The organism is Enterococcus sp. DIV0755b (assembly GCF_051713765.1).
Classification (GTDB): Bacteria; Bacillota; Bacilli; order Lactobacillales; family Enterococcaceae; genus Enterococcus_C; species Enterococcus_C canintestini.
Genome location: NZ_JBIOQN010000001.1, coordinates 105,390 through 128,472, shown reverse-complemented (window position 1 = coordinate 128,472; position 23,083 = coordinate 105,390). Strand labels below are relative to the sequence as shown.

The following is a 23,083-nucleotide window of genomic DNA, read 5'->3' as shown; positions in this document are numbered from 1 at the left end:
AGGATATTAATGGTTAGTGAAAAAGAAAAAATGATTGCCGGTGAGCTTTATTTTTCCGAGGATCCTGAACTTGTGAGTGAGCGCAGATTTGCTAGAGAACAGATGCAGTTAATCAACCAAGAACAAGATGCAAAAGTCCGGAGTCAACTTTTAAAAGAAACATTTGGTGCAGTGGCAGGAAATATTTATATGGAACCTACAGTCCAGTTTGATTACGGTTATAATATTTCAGTCGGTAAAAATTTCTACGCTAATTTTAATTGTGTCTTATTAGATGTCTGCCCAATTACAATTGGGGATAATTGTATGATTGCTCCAAACGTTCAAATTTTGACGGCTACTCATCCTTTAAATCCGGTCAAACGCAATAGTGGCTTAGAAAGTGGTAAGCCCGTAACCATTGGCAATAATGCTTGGCTTGGGGCTGGATCTATACTTTTACCAGGGGTCGTGTTGGGGGATAATGTCGTGGTTGCTGCCGGAAGCGTAGTGACAAAGTCATTTCCAGATAATGTTGTCGTTGCAGGCAATCCTGCTCGCGTTATCAAAAATATTGTAGCAGCAGAAAACACCGACAGCTTAGTCAGTGCACGTCAAAAAATTGATCAAATTGATCAAGAATTAACGAGACTTTTAGAACAGCGAATGATGGCTGTCAGTGAAATTGCAGCCTTCAAAAAAGAGCAGCAACAACCTGTTTTAGATAGTTCGAGAGAAACAGCCGTATTAAATAAGGTTGCAAAAAACGTTACAAAAGCAGATTATCTGCCGACGATTACGGCGACATTTGCTGATATTATGAAACATTCTCGTGCGTATCAACAACAAAAACTTGCAGAAGGTAGCGAACAAAATGGAAGGAAATAAACGACGCGATCAAATCTTGAGTCAATTGCAAACAGCAGAAAAACCTATAAGTGCTTCAAAATTTGCCCAACAGTTTGACGTAAGTCGTCAGATTATTGTCGGAGACATCGCCCTTATGCGTGCTGCGGGATTAGCTATTAAAGCGACTGCCCGTGGGTACTTACTCCAAGGAAAAAGACAAGGGAAATTAAGTCAGATCGCAGTACAACATGATGCTTCAAAAACTCAAGCCGAGCTTAAGATTATTGTGGAAAATGGCGGTGAAGTAGTAGATGTTGTAGTAGAACACGATATGTATGGTGAATTAACGGGAAACTTACAGATTAAAACATTCGAAGATATCGAAGTCTTTATGGAAAAGTACCATAACTCAAATGCCAGTTTACTTTTGGAACTAACCAATGGGATTCATTTGCATACAATTGCGTATGAAAATGAGGAAACCTTAGCAAAAATTAAAGCGGCTCTTTTAAAAGCAGGAATTTTATATCAAGAGTAACTTGGCAGAATTGTTAATGATAAAAACAATAGCTAAAAAAGGTGTGACAAAATTTTGTCACACCTTTTTTATTTTGCATAAACAGTGTCAAGTAAGTAAATCTTCATAAATAAGAATAAGTTGAACTTTTGCGAAAATTTGAGTAGTAATTTTTAAAATTCCTTCTGATTTCCTGAAGTTTGTCACTTCTTTACAGCCACTTTTATTCAATAACTAAGACGCCTTCTTTTAAGGCAAAAGGATTTTCTTCATTAATATGGTCGTAAAACATGACGCCATTTAAATGATCAATTTCATGTTGGACGACAATCGCTTCGTAATTTTTTAGGCGACGTTTGTGTTTTACCCCCGCTTCATCGTAATAAGATACGGTCACTCGCGCGTGACGAACGACATAGCCTGGTACTTCACGATCAACAGATAAACAGCCTTCGCCTTCGCCTAAACAAGCGTCTTGAACGGAGTGGCTCAAAATTTTAGGGTTGAACATGACAGTGCTAAGAATAGGTGTGTCATCTTCAGGATCATTACTAGGAACATGGACGGCAATTAAGCGTTTTGAAATATTTAGTTGTGGAGCAGCTAGACCAACGCCCCCGCGCAGATGCAATTCTTCTGCCTTAACGGGATCTTGACTATTTTTTAAAAACTCTAACATTTCTTCCCCCAGTTTTTTTTCTTCATCAGTTGGGGGCATGGGTACTTCTTTTGCAACTTCCCGCAAAGTGGGGTTGCCTTCTCTGATGATATCATCCATCGTGATCATTATTATTCACCTCAAAGTTGATTTTTCTCAACAGTAAGTTTACCACAGAATGTAATTTGGTGGGAATTTGAAATTTTCTTCTTAAATTTTTGCAAAGCTAAAGAAATAATATTTCAAAAAAATAATAAAAATAACGAAAAAAGGTTGCGTAAAAATAAAACATGATGTATACTCCTTTGTGTAAGCGATTACTAATCATTTTTTCATGAAAGATGGAGGAATCTCATTGTTTGGTTTTTCGATTTTTTTAAACGAAGCACTATCACAACAACAAGAAGAATATGTCACTGACATGGCGCAAGCAGGCTTTAAAGGTGTGTTTACTTCCTTGCACATTCCTGAAGACGATGCTACAAAATACCGAGAACGCCTAAGTCAATTAGGTAGTTGGTGTAAAGCGTTAGAGCTAGAGTTAATGGTCGATATTTCAGGAAACGCGCTAAAAAAAGCTGGATTTGCAATGGATAATTTATCAGAATTAGTTCAAATTGGCGTAACGGGGCTGAGGATGGATTATCATATCAGCAACCTGCAAATTGCCCACTTTAGTCAACAAATGAAAATTGCATTAAATGCAAGTACAGTCACAGCGCAAGACATTGCAGAACTAAAAAAAGCAGCGGCGAATTTTTCCAATTTGGAAGCGTGGCACAACTATTATCCACGACCAGAAACTGGTTTAGCCCAAAGTTGGTTCCTAGAAAAAAATCAGTGGCTTAAAGCCAATGGATTCACCATTCAAGCTTTTGTTCCAGGCGATGCTAATTTAAGAGGTCCGCTTTTTAAAGGGCTACCAACATTAGAACAAGATCGCTACAAACATCCACTAGCTGCGGCATTATGGCAGCAAAATGCTGCTGTTGATCTAATTTATATTGGAGATGGTGGCTTAAAGGGACGGACAAAAGAACAATTCAAAAATTTTATAAATAACAATGAAATTTTATTGCAAGTAGAAAATTGCGGGACAGATTACTTCGATTATATTTTAGGGGACCATGTCAATCGCTTAGACGAAGCAGATGCAGTTGTTCGCAGTGCGGATGCTCGTTTTCGTAAGATTCCGCAAATTAAAGCACAAAATACGGTAAAACGCACTTTGGGGAGTGTGACTGTAGATAATGAAAAATATCTGCGTTATGCCGGTGAAATTCAATTATGCCGTCAAGAATTAGCAGCAGATGAAAAAGTCAATGTAGTTGCACAAGTCATTACCACAGAAGAAGATTTAGTCCGCCAGATTAAAGGCGGCATGAAATTCAAATTACAATCTATGGGGGAAGAACATGAGTAAGATTAATTTAGAAAACTTAACAACTGAACGTCGTAACGAAGCAACTTTTGGTTTAGATGAAATGACAGTTAAAGAAGCTTGTCAAAAAATGAATCAAGAAGATCAAAAAGTAGCAGTTGCAGTGGAAAAAGAATTAGCAAGTATTGAAAAAGTAATTGAAGCAACAATTACAGCTTTTAAAAAAGGCGGCCGATTAATTTACATGGGGGCTGGAACGTCAGGACGTTTAGGCGTTTTAGATGCAGCAGAATGTGTGCCAACTTTTGGTGTTGAACCAGAAATGGTAGTTGGTTTAATTGCTGGTGGTGATCAGGCAATGACTGTCGCAGTTGAAGGTGCCGAAGATTCTGCTGAATTAGGGGCAAATGATTTACACGAATTAAAACTAAATGAAAATGATATGGTAGTAGGAATCGCTGCAAGCGGTCGGACACCTTATGTTATTGGTGGTTTAGATTATGCCCGTCAAGTTGGTGCTGCCACTGGGACGATTTCATGTAATAAAGATGCTGAAATTTCAAAGCATGCCCAATTCCCAATTGAAGTAGACTGTGGTCCTGAATTTTTGACTGGCTCTACTCGTTTGAAATCTGGGACAGCCCAAAAATTAATTTTAAATATGATTTCTACTATTTCAATGATTGGCATTGGCAAAGTTTATAACAACTTAATGGTCGATGTAAAAGCCACAAATGAAAAATTAGTCGAGCGTTCAAAAAGGATCATCATGCAAGCCACAGAAGTCGATTATGAAACAGCGGATCGCTTCTTTACAGCAGCAGACGAAAATGTTAAATTAGCAATCGTCATGATTTTGACAGACAGTGATAAAGATACTGCAGCCCAAAAACTAATTGCAGCAGATGGCTTTGTAAAGAAAACAATTTAATGAAGTAGCGTTGGAGTTACATTATTTTTTTAGTGGTGTAACTCCTTGAATAACAAGTTTCAAAGAATTCATAATTCCAAGGAGGAAAGTTAGCATGGCAAAAGAAGAATTGAGTTTGGAACAGTTGGCAAAAGAGATTTACAAAGGCGCCGGTGGCATGAACAACGTTGCAAGCGTCACTCATTGCATGACTCGGGTTAGAATGTCTGTCCGTGACCGCGATGAAGTAAATGAAGCACAATTGAAGGCGATTCCAGGCGTATTAGGGGTGGTTGATGATGAACAATTACAAGTCATTATCGGTCCTGGTAAAGTTAACAAAGTTGCAAAAGAAATGGCTAGCCAAGCCGGTGTCGCTTTAGGAGAAGAAATTCAAGTTTCTGCGAGTGGTAAAGATGCCGTAAATCAAAAAGCAGCCGAAATGAAAGCCGCACAAAAAGCCAAACAAAAGCAATCACCATTTAAAGCACTTTTAAAAGATATTTCAAATATTTTTGTTCCAATGATTCCAGCTTTTGTTGGCGCTGGTTTAGTGGCGGGGATCGCATCTGTTTTAACAAATATGGTCACTGCTGGTAGCCTAGACGCTGCGACATGGCAACAATATATTGATGTCATGAACATCTTAAAAAATGGGATGTTTTCTTTCTTAGTAATTTACACAGGTGTGAATGCAGCACAAGTTTTTGGCGCAACACCAACACTTGGTGGGGTAATTGGTGGGGTTGTAACCTTAACTGGAATGAATCCAGAAGCACCAATTATCAACTTGTTTAACGGCCAACCACTAGCTGCGCAACAAGGCGGTATTTTAGGAGTAATTTTTGCAGTCTGGTTACTTTCTAAAGTAGAGAAAAAATTACACGATATTGTGCCAGAAGCAATTGATATTATCGTCACACCAACTATTTCACTACTTGTTATTGGTTTAGCGGAAATCTTCTTAATTATGCCACTAGCAGGTTTTATTTCAAACGGTTTAGTTGGTGGAATCAACTGGATTTTAAATGTTGGTGGAGCATTCTCTGGCTTTGTATTAGGCGCAAGTTTCTTACCAATGGTTATGTTTGGTTTACACCAAATTTTAACACCAATTCATATTCAAATGATTGAAGCTACTGGTAGTACGCAATTATTACCAATTTTAGCAATGGCTGGTGCCGGTCAAGTTGGGGCAGCCTTGGCATTATGGATTCGTCTACGTAAAGATAAAGAATTAACTGAAATGATTAAAGGGGCATTGCCAGTTGGTATTTTGGGGATTGGCGAGCCGTTAATTTATGGGGTTACACTACCATTAGGAAAACCATTCATCACAGCTTGTATCGGTGGTGGTGTTGGTGGTGCGGTTATTGGTGCTTTAGGAAATGTCGGCGCGACTGCTATTGGCCCTTCAGGTGCAGCTTTAATTCCATTAATTGCTAATGGTCATTGGTTAGGCTATATCTTAGGTTTACTTGCAGGTTACGCTGGTGGTTTTGTGGCAACTTATTTCTTTGGTATTCCAAAAGAAAAATTAGCAGCTGAAAAAATGGCAGAAGAACAACCAGTTGCACCTGTAGCACAAGCGAGTGTTCCTACGAGTGAAATTGCTGCTACAACTGAATTTTTTGCAGTCGCAAACGGTGAAGTAAAACCCGTATCAGAATCGACAGATGCAGTTTTCTCACAAAAAATGATGGGTGAAGGTTACTTTGTTGTTCCAAAAGAAGGTACAATTTATGCACCAGTAAGTGGTACTGTTTCATCAGTTTTTCCTACAAAACACGCAGTCGGTATTACAACTGACAACGGCTTAGAAGTTCTATTACACATGGGTGTCAATACGGTTGAATTAGATGGCAAACCATTTGATTTAAAAGTTGCAGAAGGTCAAAAAGTAACGCCAGATACAATTGTGGCAGATGTCGATCTTGCTGCAATCAAAGCTGCTGGTAAAGGTACAGATATGTTAGTCTTAGTGACGAATATGGATAAAGTAAAAAATGAAATTTTAGAAAAAGTTGGCGCAACTGAAGCCAAAACACCGGTTATGAAAGTAGAAGTATAATTTTTGCTTTAATACTTTAATAGAAGTAAAAAGAAACGTGAATTTTCACGTTTCTTTTTTTGTATGTAAATTAAACTAGCAGATTGTTGCAAGTAATAAGGTGAATATAGCAACTTATGCTTTTTAAACTGAAGCTTTGCATTAAGCTTTTCTTATCTAAAAATAAAAGAGGAGCTAAGATTTTTGCTAAAATGCTTGTAGAATTTGAAAAAAAATGGGAAAGTGAGAGTAAGAAAAAGCCAAGAAGTTATGTTTAAATAGTAAAACCTAATCAGATGGTTGAAATGAAAAGGAGGTCAGAAAATGACCGGCAAAAAATTAACGATTCCGCGCTATCAACAAATTGCAGTTGAAATAGCTGAGCGAATTGTAGAAAATCGCTATAAAGAAGGAGAAAAGATTCATGCGCGTTCTACTTTGGCGAGTAATTTTAATGTTTCGCCAGAAACAGCAAGAAAAGCTATCAATGTTTTAGTTGATTTGGGCATCATGGATGTTCGCCATGGAAGTGGCGCTTATGTCGCATCTCGTGAAAAGGCACAAAATTACTTAGCCCAATATAAAGATGTTCATTCTATTCAAGAGCTGAAAAGTGAAATTTTAAGTAGTGTAGAACGCCAGCAACAAGAATTGGAAAATTTTTCTGGTCTACTGGATACTTTAGTCAATCAAACTAAACGGATCCAACAGACTGCCCCTTTCTTACCTTATGAAATACAATTAGATCACACCGCCAACCATCTAGATAAATCCATTAAAGATTTAAATATTTGGCAAGAAACAGGCGCGACAGTTGTAGCGCTCCAACATGAAGATCGTTTATTGTTATCTCCTGGTCCATATGTGAAATTTGAAGCGGGGGAAACAGTTTTTTTTGTGGGAGATGAGTTGGTTTTTCAGCGCATGATGAACTTTTTTTATCCCGAAAAAGATAAATATTAAGAAAACCTTAAGAGAAAATAGCACGTGTTATAACCAGGAAAACGAATTCACGTTTCTTCCTGGTTTTTCTTTTTTGACTAAGTGACCACATGGTGTTAACCTAGTGTGGTCAGTTTTTTTGAGAGGGAAATTTTCATGATCGTTTTCATACGATGCATTTTCCATCCTAATAAAGAAACAAAAGAGCTGTTTCTTTTAAAGGAAAGCTGTTTTTAAGTTTTTAAAACAGCAAAATTAAATAGGGGGTAACAAAATGGCTAAAGTGAAAGTAGAGCACTTAACAAAAATATTTGGTAAAAAGCAACAACAAGCACTAGCTATGATGAATGAGCATAAAAGTAAAACCGAAATTTTAGAAAAAACCGGTGCGACAGTTGGTGTTTATGATGCAAACTTTGAAGTGAATGAAGGCGAGATATTTGTTATTATGGGACTTTCTGGTTCAGGGAAGTCAACATTAATTCGCCTATTGAATCGCCTGATTGATCCAACCAGTGGTGAAATATACATTGATGGTCAAGATATTGCCAAGATGGATAAAGAAGCATTGCAAGAAGTGCGTCGTAACAAGATTAATATGGTCTTTCAAAGTTTTGCGCTCTTTCCACACCGCACGATTTTAGAAAATACAGAGTTAGGTTTAGAAATACGGGGCGTCTCAAAAGAAGAACGCAGAAAAAGAGCAGAACAAGCTTTGGAAAATTCCAGTTTATTAGCATTTAAAGATCAATATCCCGAACAACTTTCTGGTGGGATGCAACAACGGGTAGGTTTAGCTAGAGCCCTTGCAAATGATCCAGAAATTTTATTAATGGATGAAGCTTTTTCAGCGCTAGACCCTCTTATTCGCCGCGAAATGCAAGATGAATTGTTAGATTTACAAGAAAATGTCAAAAAAACAATTATTTTCATTACCCATGATTTAAATGAAGCGTTGCGGATTGGCGATCGGATCGCTTTAATGAAAGACGGACAAATTATGCAAATTGGTACCGGTGAAGAAATTTTAACCAATCCAGCCAATCAATATGTACGGGATTTTGTTGAAGATGTGGACCGTTCGAAAGTTCTAACTGCGCAAAATATTATGGAACCTGCCATTACCATGAATATTGAAGCTGATGGACCAAATGTGGCTTTAAATCGCATGCGTAAAGAAGGCGTTAGTATGTTGTTAGCTGTTGATCGCAAGCGACAATTAAAAGGTAGTTTGACAGCTCTAAAAGCGCTAGAAGCAAGAAGAGAACAATTACCATTAAAAGAGGTTATTGATAAAAACGTTAAGAAGATTCCCCAAGATATGTTAGTGACAGATATTTTTGACGTGATTAAAGACGCTGAAGCACCTTTAGCGGTAGTAGATGAAAATGACAAATTATTAGGAGTCGTTATTCGCGGAAGTGTGATTGAAGCATTAGCTGAAACAGGAGATGAGGAGGTGGAGTTTGTTGGATAATTTATTACAACAAGCAATTCCAGTTGCAAAATGGGTGGAAAATTTTACTGATTGGTTGACGAAAACTTTTTCAGGACTATTTAGTTTTGTTCAAACGATTGGTCAAGTGATTATGGACACGATTACCAATACATTACTATTTATTCCACCATTATTATTTATTGTCTTATTAGCTATCGCTGCTTTTTTCTTATCAAAGAAAAAGCCTGGCTTAACAATTTTGACTTTCTTTGGACTGTTATTCATCTATAATCAAGGACTGTGGAATGATTTGATGAATACAGTTACGCTAGTTTTATTAGCTAGTTTAGTTTCGATTGTGATCGGGATTCCATTGGGGATTTTAATGGCTAAAAGTGAAAAAGCTAATACAATTGTGTCCCCTATTTTAGACTTTATGCAAACCATGCCGGCTTTTGTTTATTTGATTCCAGCCGTTGCTTTCTTTGGAATTGGTATGGTACCAGGGGTATTTGCATCAGTTATTTTTGCATTACCACCTACAGTGCGTATGACTAATTTGGGCATTCGACAAATTCCAAGTGAATTAGTTGAGGCTTCTGATTCTTTTGGGGGTACTGGTAAACAAAAATTATTCAAACTAGAACTACCTTTAGCTAAGGGTACGATTATGGCTGGTATTAACCAAACGATGATGTTAGCTTTATCAATGGTGGTCACAGCTTCTATGATCGGAGCTCCTGGTTTAGGTCGCGGCGTATTGTCAGCCTTGCAACAAGCGCAAGTTGGTAATGGTTTTGTAAATGGCTTAGCGTTAGTTATTTTAGCGATTATTATTGATCGCTTTACGCAAAAATTAAATGCACCTAAAAAAGATCGTAAAAGAAATCTTGATCCAGCTGCTAAGAAAAAACAAAAATGGATTACAGGTGGCGTTGTCGCTGTAATTGTGGCTTTAATTTTTGGTTCTACTTTTGCAGGGAGTCATGCTAGTAATAAAGGCACTATTCATTTATCTTATGTTGAATGGGATACAGAAGTTGCCTCAACCAATGTGATTGCTGAAGTCTTAAAAGAAGAAGGTTATGATGTAAAATTAACTCCTTTGGATATGACAGTAATGTGGCAATCTGTTGCCAATGGTGAAACAGATGGAATGGTGGCCGCTTGGTTACCACATACGCACCAAGCACAATATGCGAAATATAAAAATCAAGTGGAAAACTTAGGTGAAAATCTAAGTGGTGCAAAACTTGGAATTGTCGTACCAAGTTATATGGATGTGAACTCAATAGAAGATTTAAGCGATCAAGCGAATAAACAAATTATTGGGATTGAGCCTGGTGCAGGTGTTATGAAAGCTGCGGATAAAACCCAAGCTGCTTATCCTAATTTGAAAGACTGGACGGTGGAATCCTCATCTTCTGGTGCGATGACAGTGGCATTAGGAAAAGCTATTAAAAATAAAGAACCAATCGTTATCACTGGTTGGTCACCTCACTGGATGTTTGCAAAGTATGACTTGAAGTATTTGGCCGATCCAAAAGGGACAATGGGTGGTGCTGAAACAATTAATACGATGGTTCGTAAAGGCTTAAAAGAAGATCAGCCTGAAGCATATAAAATTTTAGATAAATTCCATTGGGAACAAAAAGATATGGAAGAAGTCATGTTAGCAGTACATGATGGGAAAGATCCTGCCCAAGCTGCCAAAGAATGGGTCAAAAATAATCCAGATAAAGTAAATGAATGGGTTAAATAAAAATAAAAATCGGCGGTACGCAAGCTTGCGTGCCGTCGATTTTTTAGTTCTTAATAGTTCGTTGTTCGTATCTAAAGTGTAAAATTCAAATTATTTTAAAAGTGCTTTGCCCGAAAGTCCCTAATAATCTGACGCGATTGATAAATCTTTTCAGCGTTTTCTTGGTTACGACTAATATAGGAATAAAATAGGATATCCACAGCTAAAAATTGCGCGATTAAAGAATTAGTAGCTGCACTCCGTTGGTCAGCTTCTTGTGGTCTTGAAACTTGGAGTGAAACATCTGCTAATTTTGAAAGTCGATTGTTTCCAAAACGAGTTAAAGTAATAATTGGAATTTTTAATTCTTTCGCAACATCAGCAAAGTAAGTGATTTCTGGCGTTTCCCCAGAATTTGAAATCAGCCATAATACGGCGTCTTTTTTGGTATTAATTAGTTGGGGTAATAGACTATTGTAGTTTGTTTCAAGCGAAACACTTTTACCGATGCGGTCCCACTTTTGTTTGATGTCTTCAGCTACTAAATGAGAAGCCCCCACACCGGCTACAAAGATTCGTTCTTTTGTTTCCAATAATTTTAAGGCGGCTAATAATTTTTCATCACTTAAAATTTGCGTAGTTTCTTGTAATGTTAACTGCGCATTTTGAGATAATTTTTCTTTTAACGATGCAATTGGTTCGTTTTTTTTCACATCGGAATATTCTTGGTTGGCGCTATTGGGCTGATTTTCGGCTGAAATTTGGATTTTGAAATCAGTTAGACTTGAAGCACCGACTTTTTTTGCAAAACGGACGACAGTCGGCGCGCTGGTTTTAGAACCTTTGGCAATTTGCTCGGCGGTCATGGTTGGGATTTTGTCGATATTTCTTTTTATATAACGAAAAATTCGTAATTCCGCTTTGGATAGTTCATTTTCCATTCCTTGAATTCGATTGATTAATGCCATTGCAATCACCTCCAGCTTATTATAACAGAAATCATATTTTCTTAGGGAAGAAATATCGGTTTATAAATAAGCGGATTTGACGACAAAAAAACGACAGCACAAAGCTGTCGTTTTACTGCATAAGCTTAAAAACTTTTAGCGGCAGTGACGACTTCTGAAGTGGCTTTAGTCATAATTTCGTCTACTTTAGTTGGGTCAAAGTCCAACCCTTCAGCTAATATTTCATTAAAGTCTGTGATACCAATAAAGTTTAACATTTGACGCGTATATTGCGCGGCAAAATCTTGTCCGTTATAAAAACCACCACTAGCTTGAATATGGAGCGCCTTTTTACCAGTAACTAAGCCAACAGGGCCTTCTGCTGTGTATTTAAAAGTTTTGCCAGCGACACAAATTGTATCAAACCAAGCTTTCAAACGACTAGGAATACTTAAATTCCAGAGTGGATTGGCGATGACGATTTTATCTGCTTTTTCAAATTGTTCAGTTAAACCGTTAAAGGCAGCTAATTTACTTTGTTGGCTTTCAGATAAGTCGGCAAATTCTGCGCCTTTTATTAAAGCGTGCCAGCCAGAAGTGATATCTGCATCAATTTCAGGGAAGTCTGAAGCATAAGGATTGACCACGATAATTTCATCAGTGGGATTTGTTTCTTTATAGGCAGCTAAGAAAGCTTCCAATAATTGAACCGCGTGAGAATCTTTAGCTTCTAGTGGGTGGCCTTTAACAGCGAGTAACGTAGACATAGTTGATTTCCTCCAATTTAATCATTTTTATCTTTTTGCCTTGTTTTTCACAAAGTTGCTATTTTACGTACGTAAAAAACATACGTTATGATTATAACGGTTACATCCATAATTTTCCAATTTTTTTATTTTTAAGTAATTATATTTAAATTTAAAACAGTTGAACTTGCAATTTTACTTCAAATCAAGTAAAGTAAATCTGTGTGTATTGCACACCACCTGTCACTTGGTTTGGCGAGTCACCAACGCTTTACTCAGTCGCAGGGAGAATAAAAATGTGAGGTGAAAAAACATGGCAATTTCAAAAGAACGTAAAAACGAAATCATGACAAAATTTGCACGCCACGAAGGCGATACTGGTTCTCCAGAAGTGCAAATCGCTGTGTTGACTGAAGAGATCAACCACTTGAATGAACACGCACGCGTCCACAAAAAAGACCACCATTCTTACCGTGGTTTGATGAAAAAAGTTGGTCATCGTCGTAACTTGTTAGCTTACTTACGTAAAACTGACGTACAACGTTACCGCGAATTGATCCAAGCTTTAGGATTGCGTCGTTAGTCGTTATCGTCTTAAAAGTGAGGTTCAGCTTGAATCTCACTTTTTTGCTATGAAAAATTAAACAAATGCTGGGATAGTGGTAAGGCTAACTACTAACCAAATGAAAGTTTTGAACCCATTTCAAATTTTTCATTTGTTTAGTAGCGGCCCACTATCTACAGGAGATAGGAGAATTTATGACAAAACAAGTATTTAAAACAACTTGGGGCGGTCGTTCCTTACAAGTTGAAGTCGGTCAATTAGCTAAACAAGCCAACGGTGCCGTTTTAGTCCGTTATGGCGACACAGCTGTCTTAAGTGCAGCAGTAGCTTCAAAAGAAGCCAAGGATACAGACTTTTTTCCATTAACAATTAACTACGAAGAAAAAATGTATGCAGTTGGTAAAATTCCAGGTGGTTTTATTAAACGTGAGGGACGTCCTTCTACTGATGCTACTTTAACAGCTCGTTTAATCGACCGTCCAATCCGTCCGATGTTTGCTGAAGGCTTCCGTAATGAAGTACAAGTAACCAATATCGTGATGAGTGTGGAACAAGACTGTTCACCAGCGATGGCAGCAATGTTAGGTTCATCTTTAGCATTATCTATTTCAGATATTCCTTTTGACGGTCCAATTGCAGGCGTTGAAGTTGGTCGGGTAGATGGTGAATATGTTTTAAATCCAACGGTCGAACAAGCGGAAAAAACGGATATTGAATTAAGTGTAGCAGGTACTAAACATGCGATTAACATGGTTGAATCTGGGGCAAAAGAAGTTTCAGAAGACGATATGTTAGGCGCTTTACTATTTGGTTTTGAAGCCATTAAAGAATTAGTTGCTTTCCAAGAAGAAATTGTTGCTGCTGTCGGCAAAGAAAAAATGGAAGTCAAACTTTTACAAGTGGATCCAGAGTTAAAACAAGATATTTACGATAGCTATTACAGTGTAATGAAGACAGCTGTAATGACAGAAGAAAAGCTAGCCCGTGAAGATGAAATTGAAAAAGTTAAAGAAACAGTCAAAGAAGTTTACGCGGAAAAATTTGCCAATGTAGAAACAGAAGATTTGGTACAAATTACCAAAGAAATTAAACAAGTAGCTGAAGACTTAGAAAAAGATGTCGTCAGAGAATTAATCACGATTGATAAAATTCGTCCGGATGGTCGTAAATTAGACGAAATCAGACAATTATCATCAGAAGTTGGTTTATTACCACGCGTTCATGGTTCAGGTCTATTTACTCGCGGCCAAACACAAGCGTTATCTGCTTGTACTTTAGCACCTTTAGGGGAACACCAAATTATTGATGGCTTAGGCGTAGAAGAATCAAAACGTTTTATCCATCATTACAATTTCCCGCAATTTTCTGTTGGCTCGACTGGTCGTGCTGGTTCACCAGGACGTCGTGAAATCGGTCACGGTGCTTTAGGTGAGCGTGCCTTAGCTCAAGTAATTCCAAGTGAAACAGACTTCCCTTATACAATTCGTTTAGTAGCAGAAGTTTTAGAATCAAATGGTTCTTCTTCTCAAGCAAGTATTTGTGCAGGTACTTTGGCATTAATGGATGCCGGTGTACCAATTAAAGCGCCAGTAGCTGGGATTGCAATGGGACTTGTTTCTGATGGTGAAAACTACACAATTTTAACAGATATCCAAGGTTTAGAAGACCACTTAGGCGATATGGACTTTAAAGTTGCCGGTACAAAAGATGGTATTACAGCGCTACAAATGGATATTAAAATTCAAGGGATTACAGAACAAATTTTGCGCGAAGCATTAGCCCAAGCGAAAAAAGCACGTTTTGAAATCTTAGCAGAATTAACGTCAACTTTAGCTGAACCACGTAAAGAATTAAGTCAATATGCGCCGAAAATTGAAATGATTCAAATTGACCCTGAAAAAATCAAAGTGGTTATTGGTAAAGGTGGCGACACCATTAACGGTATTATTGAAGAAACAGGCGTTAAAATTGATATCGATCAAGAAGGTAAGGTTTCGATTGCTTCTGCCGATGCTGAAATGATCCAAAAAGCAATTAAGATTATTGAAGAATTAACTAAAGAAGTAAAAGTTGGCGAAGTTTACTTAGGTAAAGTAGTCCGCATCGAAAAATTTGGTGCATTTGTTAACTTAATCAAAGGTAAAGATGGCTTAGTTCACATTTCACAACTTGCAAACGAACGCGTGAACAACGTGGAAGATGTGGTGAAATTAGGGGATGAAGTTTTAGTTAAAGTAACTGAAATCGATCGCCAAGGCCGGATTAATTTGTCTCGTAAAGCCTTATTAAAAGACGATAAAAAAGAAGAAACAAAATAAGCAATTTTCCTCGTATCAAAAATGATACGAGGTTTTTTATACCTAAAATAGGGATTTGATTTTGACAAAAGAAGGTTATCAGTTTGCTTTGCTTTTTTACAAAAAGGACTGCTGACAAAAAGGGCTAGATTCAAACAATAAGAGGGAAATTTAAGAAAAGTAATACTTAAATTTTTCCGAAATTTCGGCTTGTTTAAACAAAAGTTGCTTTTATAGCACCGTTTATTAAAAAAAGGTATGACAAGATTTTTGTCATACCTTTAGTAGTTATTGTAAATTGTTTTTCGCTTTAATAATTAACATCATCGGGCGACGAAGTTCTTCTTTCATTTCCGGTAGCGCCAGTAGTTCTTTTGCAGGCGTTGGCTCCACTACGTTTAAAAGGGTAAAATCATTCTCTAACAATGTATTGAGATAAGTCGTTAGCGTGCGGTGATACTTGGTGACTTTTTCGCCTAAGAAATTAGCTTCTCTTAATCCTTCGTTAAAGTAGTTATCAAGAGGATAATGTAAAATATTTCCCTTCTCATCATAGTACCAATCTTGACTTCCTTCAGCGGTAAAAGCGGGGTGCTCCACTGAAAAAACAAGAATTCCATCAGTTTTTAAATACTGTTTAATATTTAAAATTAAACGTTTAAAATCAGCTACGTAATGAATTGCTAGTGAGCTGAGAACAACATCAAATGTATCGACTGGAAAAGTAATCGTGGCAATATCAGCTTGTAAATAATTTACCGAATAGCCTGCTGTTTTTTCTTTGGCTACAGCCAACATTTTTTCAGATAAATCAACACCGGTTACAGCTTTTGCACCATGTTCAGCGGCGTAAAGACAATGCCAACCGTATCCACAGCCGAGGTCTAAAACAGTTTTATCCGTAAAATCAGGTAACAATTTTTGTAATGTGTGCCATTCACCTGCACCAGCGAGTCCTTTTTGACTACGTGTCATTTGACTATATTTGTTAAAAAAATTTTCATTATCATAAATAGTATTCATTTTTATTTCCTCCATGTCATTTTTTTATGAAATGCCATGGAGATTTTCTCTTTTGTGGGCAATCATCATCACCACTCCCATCTTTTATCATTATTCTAGCACAGAAAATGTAATTTTAAAAAATCAATGATTAGATAAAAATCGTTTGAACATTGCGATTAAAAGAAATACGCTTTTATTTTATTGCTTAATTGAAGAGAGAAAAAGACGTTAATTTCCATTGAGTTGATAAGATTTTTTGAGCTGGATAAATAAAAAAATAGCAATCACTAACGTTAATCCTTCACTTAAAGGTAGACTTAGCCAAACGCCCGTTAAGTCAAACGTTTTCCCTAGCAAAATAACAAAAGGTAAAATCAATAGGTATCCCCGTAACAAAGCAATGATAAAGGATTGTTTTGCTTTGCCCACTGCAGCAAAAAAGATACTCAAAATAATATTAAAACAAGCACCAAATAGGGCTAAAAAATAAAGTGGCAAGCCGTTTAAGGCAAGTTTTGCCAAAGCGCTATTGTTTTCACTATTAAAGATTGCGACAATCGGAATTTTAAAAATTAGCACAATCAGATAAAGCAGGAGAGCTAGTGTGAAACTCACTTTAAAGCCATAATGCAAATAATAAAAAACTTTTTGCATCTCTTTATTGGCGGTAGCTTGGGAAATTAGCGGTTGCACACCTTGGGCGACACCGGTAAATAAGGCCAAAGCAACTAGTAAGATATTGGCTAAAATACCGTAAGCTGCAACGGCTATATCCCCACTTAAAGAAAGTAAAACTTGATTGAAAACTAAGATGCTAATGCCGGTACTCATTTCGGTTAAAAAAGATGAAAGACCCAATTGTGCGCTACGCGTAATCGTTTTAATCCTCAATTTTGTAAATTTGAAAACCAAACGACGATTGGCTTTTTTACGATGACTACTTAGAATAAGTAAACTTAAAACAGGCGATAATACAGTAGCTAAGGCGGCTCCTGCCATACCCATTTTTAGTGGGAAAACAAAAATGTAATCAAAAATAATATTAAAGAGACTTGAAAAAAGCATCGCCTTCATCGCTAGTTGAGGATTGTTGTCATTGCGAATAAAGGCTAAGACTAGATTGTTACAGATAAAAAAGGGCGCCATCACTAAGATAAAACGTAAATAAGTACTTGTTAAATGTAGTGTAGCCGTACTTGCGCCTAATAAAGTCGCTAAAGGTCTTACAGCTGTTAAGCCTAAAAAAGTAAAGGCTACTCCTAGTAAAATTCCTGTCAGTAATAACTCAGAAAAATAAGTTTTTCCTTTTTTTAAAACAAATAAGGTGGCCCCCCCATACCTAAAAGTAAACCCAGACCATTTAAAAGATTAAAAAGAGGCAATGCAATATTTAACGCAGTAAGGCCTAAGGTGCCGACACCATTGGCAATAAAAAATGTATCGGCCAAAATATATAAAGAGAGACCAAAAGTACTTAAAACACTGCGGGTAACATAGCCTTTAATTTCTTTCATTAAAACTCCTCCAAAAAAAGAGCAGCACTTTATCCTCCAAAGGCCTATGGGATAAAGTGTTACTCTCAACATTTTTTTGTTGGCAAAACCCGGCGATTTTGCAAATATAAGATTAGTTTCATTTTAGCAATTTGTTCATTTTAGCGCAATCAGAATTAGCAATGATTCATTTTTTCAAATCACGCAAACAAACAAGAAAATTATGGAAAAATCGCTTCTTTGATTTTTGTAACTTAGAAATCAGGAGAGTGAGAAAATGGTTTATCAGTGTCTGTTAGAAAAAGATGAAAGAACGCTTTGGCGAATCTATTTGTTAGGGAGAAAAAGTACGTTTATTTCATACGAAGAGTTGCAAGATGAATGCCAGTTTACCGCTAAAAAGATTCAGCGTTTATGTGAATGGTGGTCAGAAATTGAAAATGAGAAAAAAAGCGGGATTGCTTTTGTTCCAAGTGAAACAGGCGTGCAAGTACAATTAACCGAACATTTTTGTGAAAGAATACTTTGGCACCAGCTTTTAACACAAAGTTTGACGTTTCAATTATTATGGCAAAAGTTAATGGATCCACTAGTGACCATTACCCAGCTATCTCAGCAACATTATGTCGCTCGAAAAACAATTTGGCGTCGTTTAGAAGGGTTAAAACCACTGTGGCAAAATTTTAATTTGCGTCTAGATGATAATTTTCAAAATTGTATCATGGGGCTTGAAAGTCAAAAACGATATTTGATTTTACAATTAAAAAAAATGCAGTTACCAGATCAAAAAGAAGATGTTTTATTACCGTTTATGAAAGAAATCAGCGCTACTAGAGCCAACTTTGGTTTTACTATCAGTCAAATGGAATCGAAAATTTTACATAGTCGTGCCCCGCAACTTGCTTATCACTTAGATGAACGCGGGTTTCAATTTTTGCTCCAGCAATTACTCGGTCAAGAAATTTGGCTACCGAAATGCTATGAAACATTCAGGGTAACATTTACAGATGAACCGCAATTAAAGAGTTACTCTGAAGCGACAATCCAAGATATCTATCGTTATCATTTATGTTTACAACTTTTTTGCGGCGATAGTATAGAAGAGTTTTTCAGCCCGCCTAAACAGTTAAGCGAGGCTATTTTATTAGAATCAATCAGCCAAAAATGTGTGGATAAGTATACAAGATTTACCCGTAAGCACAAACATGTTGTGAATGGCTATGATTATGTATTAAAAAAAGTAAACTAAATCATTTTATTTCGTTTAAACCGCCTTATTTTTGTTGCATAAAATTATAATTGTTTTAAAAATAATGATAAAATATAAGCGATAAATGACGAAAGTAGGTGGCGAAATGCTGGAATTATTTTGGTCTTTAATTGTCGGTAGCCTCTTAGGTTTGCTTGCCGGAATGATTTATGGCAAAGATGTGCGCAACGGTTTTTTAGGCTATATGATGATTGGTTTTTTAGGCAGCTGGGTAGGCAGAATTTTTTTAGGTCCCACGGGTCCAAAAATTGGAGGCTTTTATATTATTCCAGCTTTGGTAGGTTCGGTTATCTGTCTGGGGATTTGTTCGTACCTTTTACAAAAAATTCGTCAGTTTGATTTTTATTAATATTTTGTATTAGTCACGTCTGGCACGTGACTTTTTTTATGAGTAAATCGACCAAATGTAAACGTTTTATAAACTGGTGTGTTAAAATTAAAAAGAGCAATTATTCTAAATTTTAAGTTTTTTTATCTTTTTTATTTTGGTAAAGGAGGGGTTAGATGGGTTTTTGGAATCGTTTCTTTTTAAAAGACAAAAATAAAACAAAGTCGTATCAAGAGAAAGATTCAAAAAAAGCAGTACCCAAAACTGTTGAAGCACAAAAAGAACAATGGGAAGAAATTACTTTTTATCTGCCGACTGATGAAAATAAGGAACTTATCAGTGTTGTTGCGGCTAGTATCGCAGCGAATGATCAGCCTGAAAGTTCTTTTGTCGTGAAGAAAATTAGTAAAAAAAATCAAGAGGCAGAGTTAGTCGCGGTGATTGCAACAAGTATTGCCGCAGGGATGAAGCCAGAATCGCAGTTTGTGGTAAAAAAAATATATCAAAGAAAATAGTGGAGGGGTACTATGTTACGGAAGTTTAAAATTTCAATTGATGGTAAAGAATATTTAGTCGAAATGGAGGAAATTGGTGGAGAGCAAAGACCAGTAGCGCCGCCAGTAGCACCTGTAAGTGAGCCTGTACAATCTGATGTGACTAAAAAAGCGCCGGTGTCAGAAAATACACCGCCAGCACCAGTAAATCAGCCAATCGCAACAGCAAATAGTGAAACACTCACTGCGCCAATGCCTGGTACTGTTTTAAAACTATTAGTCAACCAAGGAGATGCGGTGACAGCAAATCAACCAGTAATGATTTTAGAAGCGATGAAGATGGAAAATGAAATTGTAGCGCCAAAAGATGGTACTGTCGCTGAAATTTTTGTGCAAGTTGGGGCAATTGTAAATGCTAGTGATCCCCTTATTGCTTTTAATTAGCCAATTAGTCAGGAGGATATTTGATGCCAAAGATCAAATTTATGGAAACGGTGTTGCGAGATGGACAGCAAAGTTTAATCGCTACGCGCATGCCGACTAGTGATATGGTGCCAATCTTAAAAACGATGGATGAGGCGGGTTATTACGCTTTAGAAATGTGGGGTGGGGCGACTTTTGATGCCTGTTTGCGCTTTTTAAATGAAGATCCTTGGGAAAGATTACGCACTATTCGTAAAGAAATTAAAAATACCAAGTTACAAATGTTATTGCGGGGGCAAAATTTACTAGGCTATAAAAACTATGCAGATGATGTTGTCGCAGAATTTGTTAAAAAATCTGTCGAAAACGGAATTGATATTGTCCGCATTTTTGATGCCTTAAACGATACCCGTAATTTAAAAACCTCAATAGAAGCTTGTAAAAAAGCAGGCGGACACTGTCAAACAGCCATTTCATATACGACGAGTGATTTTCATACGGTGGATTATTTTGTTAATTTAGCCAAAGAAATGGAAAATCTTGGCGCGGACTCCATTTGTATTAAAGATATGGCGGGGGTGCTTGTGCCGCAAACTGGCTTTGAGTTGGTGAGTCGGATTAAAGATGTCATTAGTTTACCTGTGGATGTTCACGTTCACGCTACAAGTGGGATTGCAGAAATGACTTACTTAAAAGTTGCTGAGGCTGGTGCAGATATTATTGATACGGCGATTTCTTCTTTTGCAGGTGGCACTAGTCAACCCGCAACAGAATCAGTTGCAATCGCACTAGCAGGCCTAGGTTATGAAACGGGATTAGATCAATTAAAATTAGAAAAAATTGCAGATCACTTTAATCCGGTTCGCGACCGTTTTAGAAATGAAGGCAAATTAAATCCTAAAGTAAAAGACGTCGAGCCAAAAACGTTGCTGTATAAAGTGCCAGGCGGAATGTTATCCAATCTTTTAAGTCAATTAAGTGAACAAGGGCTAGCTGATAAATACGATGATGTTTTAGCCGAAGTACCAAAAGTGCGTGCTGATTTAGGTTATCCACCATTAGTTACACCGCTATCGCAAATGGTAGGAACACAAGCGCTAATGAATGTAATCAGTGGTCAACGGTATAAACTTGTCCCGACTGAGATTAAAGACTATGTGAAAGGCTTATACGGTAAACCACCCGTTGCCATTGATGAGAAGATTAAGCAAAAAATTATTGGGACAGAAAAAGTAATTACTATCCGGCCGGCTGATCTTTTAGCGCCACAACTACCCGGCTTTGAAGCAGAAATTAAAGCATATGCGCATTCGATGGAAGATGTATTGAGTTATGCTGTATTTCCGCAACAAGCTAAAGACTTCTTAGGAAGACGAGAAGATCCATTTTACGATGTTCCCCTTCAAAAAGTTTCTGTTCAGTTGGAAATATAATACTAAAATAAAGTGTAGTTAGACAGTCTGAAAGCGGTCTGTCTATTTTTTGAAGAAAAATAGCCCAATAGAAAATAAAAGTGTAAACAGACTGATTTTTAGTTATAGGAAGAATTTTTTATAATAAAGCCAAATTCCAATTAATAAGTATCTTTTTAGTGCAATGTAACAAAAAAAGATGCCTAAAAAGACATCTAAATAATCAGCTAATAATTGATTTTTAAGACAAATAACTTGCTACTTTTGTTGTAATCAGATCGACAGCAACGTGATTTTCGCCGCCTTCTGGCACAATAATATCTGCATAGCGTTTGGTAGGTTCAATAAATTGATGGTACATTGGTTTAACGACAGATAGGTATTGTTCAATGACTGAATCGAGTGTACGACCACGTTCTTCCATATCTCGTTTAATGCGGCGGATAATTCGGATATCATCATCGGTATCGACATAAATTTTGATGTCCATTAAATCGCGCAGGCGTTCATCTTCTAAAATTAAAATTCCTTCTAAGATGATAACTTCTTTTGGCTCTTGGACAATTGTAGCTTTGCTCCGCGTATGAGCGACGTAATCATAAACGGGTTTTTCAATTGCTTCATAGCACATTAATTTTTTAATATGTTCAATTAAAAGATCCGTATCAAAAGCAAAAGGATGATCGTAATTGGTATTTAAGCGTTCATCAAAGCTTAAATTGCTTTGATCTTTGTAATAAGAATCTTGTTCTAGCATCATAATCGAATGATCGGGAAAGTTATTGAAGATTGCCCGACTAACACTCGTTTTACCACTACCAGAGCCACCAGTCACACCAATAATGATGGGCTTGTTCTTTGTCATGAGAAAACCTCTTTCGTTTTTTATACTAGGTCTATTATATAGATTTTTTCAGAAAATGCTATGCTTTTTCGTTAAATGTAGTCCCTAAAATCGGATAGAGTTGTTCTAAAACTTTTACTTCATAAGTAGGTTTAACATCTGGTAGCAATTGTTTGGCATCAGGATTCAGCCAGACACTGTCTAAGCCTGCATTATTTGCCCCTTTAATATCAGAAGTTAACGAATCGCCAATGACTAAGGCTTTTTTAGCGACAAAATGGGGGATGCGGTTTGTAACATAGTCAAAATATTCTGGCATAGGTTTTTGATAACCGGTATCTTCTGAAACGAAAATATCTTTAAAATAATCAAGTAACTGCGCCTCTTTAAGCCGTTTGTATTGCGTTTGTGAAACACCATTGGTCACGACATACAAATCAGCTTTAGCCGCTAAATCGGCAATAATTGCGCGACTATTGCCTAATAATTGATGTCCTTGGGTGAGATACTCACGATACTTCTGGTCAAGTTGTGGACCATCAACTGTTTTACCTAAAGCAGCAAATAACTTTTCAAAGCGACCATTCGTCACTTCTTGGCGCGTTAATTTGCCTTGTTCATAATTACGCCACAATTGATGGTTCATCGTTAAGTAGTATTCTTTTATTTCCGGTGTTAGTGGCACGTTTAAGTAGTGGAAAAGTTTTCTTAGTGCTTGATCTTCTGAGGCTTTAAAATCCAGTAACGTATCGTCTAAATCAAATAATAATGTAGAATAATTCATTTTTTAACTT

At 36.9% G+C, this 23,083-nt stretch carries 23 protein-coding genes; 15 read left to right on the top strand and 8 right to left on the bottom strand.

What is annotated here, in order from left to right; translation table 11 throughout:
• Positions 1 to 9 precede the first annotated feature (9 nt).
• Together IGI65_RS00705 and IGI65_RS00700 are read left to right on the top strand one after the other, a co-directional pair.
• The gene (locus IGI65_RS00705) at positions 10 to 867 is read left to right on the top strand and encodes a chorismate mutase (RefSeq protein WP_438772932.1); all 858 of its coding nucleotides are present in this window, start codon (positions 10 to 12) and stop codon (positions 865 to 867) included.
• Positions 854 to 1,366, top strand: a complete 513-nt coding sequence (locus IGI65_RS00700) for a transcription repressor NadR (protein ID WP_412258751.1) — start codon at positions 854 to 856, stop codon at positions 1,364 to 1,366. Before IGI65_RS00705 ends, IGI65_RS00700 begins: the two co-directional genes overlap by 14 nt.
• A gap of 202 nt (positions 1,367 to 1,568) precedes the next feature.
• Here IGI65_RS00700 and def read toward each other — a convergent pair whose 3' ends face one another.
• Positions 1,569 to 2,132 carry a peptide deformylase gene (def, locus tag IGI65_RS00695; protein WP_071864315.1) on the bottom strand — a complete coding sequence of 188 codons (564 nt, stop codon included), beginning with the start codon at positions 2,130 to 2,132 and terminating at the stop codon, positions 1,569 to 1,571.
• Positions 2,133 to 2,358: 226 nt separating this feature from the next.
• Between def and IGI65_RS00690 the strand changes: the two genes are divergently transcribed.
• From IGI65_RS00690 to IGI65_RS00665, 6 genes are all read left to right on the top strand, one after another.
• Positions 2,359 to 3,426: a DUF871 domain-containing protein gene (locus tag IGI65_RS00690; protein WP_438772931.1), complete on the top strand. Its 1,068-nt coding sequence runs from the start codon at positions 2,359 to 2,361 to the stop codon at positions 3,424 to 3,426.
• The gene (gene murQ, locus IGI65_RS00685) at positions 3,419 to 4,315 is read left to right on the top strand and encodes an N-acetylmuramic acid 6-phosphate etherase (protein WP_071864317.1); all 897 of its coding nucleotides are present in this window, start codon (positions 3,419 to 3,421) and stop codon (positions 4,313 to 4,315) included. The genes IGI65_RS00690 and murQ overlap by 8 nt, the downstream gene beginning before the upstream one ends.
• Positions 4,316 to 4,409: 94 nt before the next feature.
• Positions 4,410 to 6,365 carry a glucose PTS transporter subunit IIA gene (locus IGI65_RS00680; RefSeq protein WP_438772930.1) on the top strand — a complete coding sequence of 652 codons (1,956 nt, stop codon included), beginning with the start codon at positions 4,410 to 4,412 and terminating at the stop codon, positions 6,363 to 6,365.
• Between the two features lie 303 nt (positions 6,366 to 6,668).
• Complete coding sequence (locus IGI65_RS00675) at positions 6,669 to 7,307, top strand: GntR family transcriptional regulator (protein WP_438772929.1); 639 nt, start codon at positions 6,669 to 6,671, stop codon at positions 7,305 to 7,307.
• 253 nt (positions 7,308 to 7,560) lie between these two features.
• A complete protein-coding gene (locus IGI65_RS00670; RefSeq protein WP_438772928.1) occupies positions 7,561 to 8,763 on the top strand; it encodes a quaternary amine ABC transporter ATP-binding protein in 1,203 nt (400 codons plus the stop codon).
• The gene (locus IGI65_RS00665) at positions 8,756 to 10,486 is read left to right on the top strand and encodes an ABC transporter permease/substrate binding protein (RefSeq protein WP_438772927.1); all 1,731 of its coding nucleotides are present in this window, start codon (positions 8,756 to 8,758) and stop codon (positions 10,484 to 10,486) included. The genes IGI65_RS00670 and IGI65_RS00665 overlap by 8 nt, the downstream gene beginning before the upstream one ends.
• A 95-nt stretch (positions 10,487 to 10,581) precedes the next feature.
• On the opposite strand, the gene IGI65_RS00660 is transcribed toward IGI65_RS00665, so the two are convergent.
• A complete protein-coding gene (locus IGI65_RS00660; RefSeq protein ID WP_071864321.1) occupies positions 10,582 to 11,433 on the bottom strand; it encodes a MurR/RpiR family transcriptional regulator in 852 nt (283 codons plus the stop codon).
• 125 nt (positions 11,434 to 11,558) lie between these two features.
• Positions 11,559 to 12,179: an FMN-dependent NADH-azoreductase gene (locus IGI65_RS00655; RefSeq protein WP_438772926.1), complete on the bottom strand. Its 621-nt coding sequence runs from the start codon at positions 12,177 to 12,179 to the stop codon at positions 11,559 to 11,561.
• Between the two features lie 292 nt (positions 12,180 to 12,471).
• On the opposite strand from IGI65_RS00655, the gene rpsO reads away from it, so the two are divergent.
• Together rpsO and pnp are read left to right on the top strand one after the other, a co-directional pair.
• The gene (gene rpsO / locus IGI65_RS00650; RefSeq protein ID WP_016173693.1) at positions 12,472 to 12,741 is read left to right on the top strand and encodes a 30S ribosomal protein S15; all 270 of its coding nucleotides are present in this window, start codon (positions 12,472 to 12,474) and stop codon (positions 12,739 to 12,741) included.
• A gap of 176 nt (positions 12,742 to 12,917) precedes the next feature.
• On the top strand, positions 12,918 to 15,041 hold the full coding sequence (gene pnp / locus IGI65_RS00645; RefSeq protein ID WP_071864323.1) for a polyribonucleotide nucleotidyltransferase: 2,124 nt from the start codon (positions 12,918 to 12,920) through the stop codon (positions 15,039 to 15,041).
• Between the two features lie 267 nt (positions 15,042 to 15,308).
• Here pnp and IGI65_RS00640 read toward each other — a convergent pair whose 3' ends face one another.
• The 3 genes from IGI65_RS00640 to IGI65_RS00630 all read right to left on the bottom strand — a co-directional run bounded on the left by IGI65_RS00640 (position 15,309) and on the right by IGI65_RS00630 (position 17,539).
• Complete coding sequence (locus tag IGI65_RS00640; protein WP_438774396.1) at positions 15,309 to 16,049, bottom strand: class I SAM-dependent methyltransferase; 741 nt, start codon at positions 16,047 to 16,049, stop codon at positions 15,309 to 15,311.
• 204 nt (positions 16,050 to 16,253) lie between these two features.
• Positions 16,254 to 17,294: an MATE family efflux transporter gene (locus IGI65_RS00635; RefSeq protein ID WP_438774395.1), complete on the bottom strand. Its 1,041-nt coding sequence runs from the start codon at positions 17,292 to 17,294 to the stop codon at positions 16,254 to 16,256.
• Positions 17,295 to 17,335: 41 nt separating this feature from the next.
• Entirely contained in the window at positions 17,336 to 17,539 is a 204-nt protein-coding gene (locus IGI65_RS00630; RefSeq protein ID WP_438772925.1) for a hypothetical protein, read from the bottom strand.
• A 256-nt stretch (positions 17,540 to 17,795) separates the two neighbouring features.
• On the opposite strand from IGI65_RS00630, the gene IGI65_RS00625 reads away from it, so the two are divergent.
• The 5 genes from IGI65_RS00625 (at position 17,796) to IGI65_RS00605 (ending at position 21,466) form a co-directional block, all read left to right on the top strand.
• Positions 17,796 to 18,767 (top strand): helix-turn-helix domain-containing protein, encoded by a 972-nt coding sequence (locus tag IGI65_RS00625; RefSeq protein WP_438772924.1) that lies wholly within the window; start codon positions 17,796 to 17,798, stop codon positions 18,765 to 18,767.
• A gap of 106 nt (positions 18,768 to 18,873) precedes the next feature.
• Entirely contained in the window at positions 18,874 to 19,137 is a 264-nt protein-coding gene (locus IGI65_RS00620) for a GlsB/YeaQ/YmgE family stress response membrane protein (protein ID WP_438772923.1), read from the top strand.
• A 155-nt stretch (positions 19,138 to 19,292) separates the two neighbouring features.
• A complete protein-coding gene (locus IGI65_RS00615; protein ID WP_438772922.1) occupies positions 19,293 to 19,631 on the top strand; it encodes a hypothetical protein in 339 nt (112 codons plus the stop codon).
• A gap of 12 nt (positions 19,632 to 19,643) precedes the next feature.
• A complete protein-coding gene (locus tag IGI65_RS00610; protein ID WP_438772921.1) occupies positions 19,644 to 20,054 on the top strand; it encodes an acetyl-CoA carboxylase biotin carboxyl carrier protein subunit in 411 nt (136 codons plus the stop codon).
• 23 nt (positions 20,055 to 20,077) lie between these two features.
• Positions 20,078 to 21,466, top strand: coding sequence for an oxaloacetate decarboxylase subunit alpha (locus IGI65_RS00605; RefSeq protein WP_438772920.1), 1,389 nt, complete (start codon positions 20,078 to 20,080; stop codon positions 21,464 to 21,466).
• Positions 21,467 to 21,686: 220 nt separating this feature from the next.
• Here IGI65_RS00605 and udk read toward each other — a convergent pair whose 3' ends face one another.
• Entirely contained in the window at positions 21,687 to 22,310 is a 624-nt protein-coding gene (gene udk / locus IGI65_RS00600; RefSeq protein WP_071864330.1) for a uridine kinase, read from the bottom strand.
• Positions 22,311 to 22,368: 58 nt separating this feature from the next.
• Positions 22,369 to 23,073 (bottom strand): YjjG family noncanonical pyrimidine nucleotidase, encoded by a 705-nt coding sequence (locus IGI65_RS00595; RefSeq protein ID WP_438772919.1) that lies wholly within the window; start codon positions 23,071 to 23,073, stop codon positions 22,369 to 22,371.
• Positions 23,074 to 23,083: the final 10 nt, after the last annotated feature.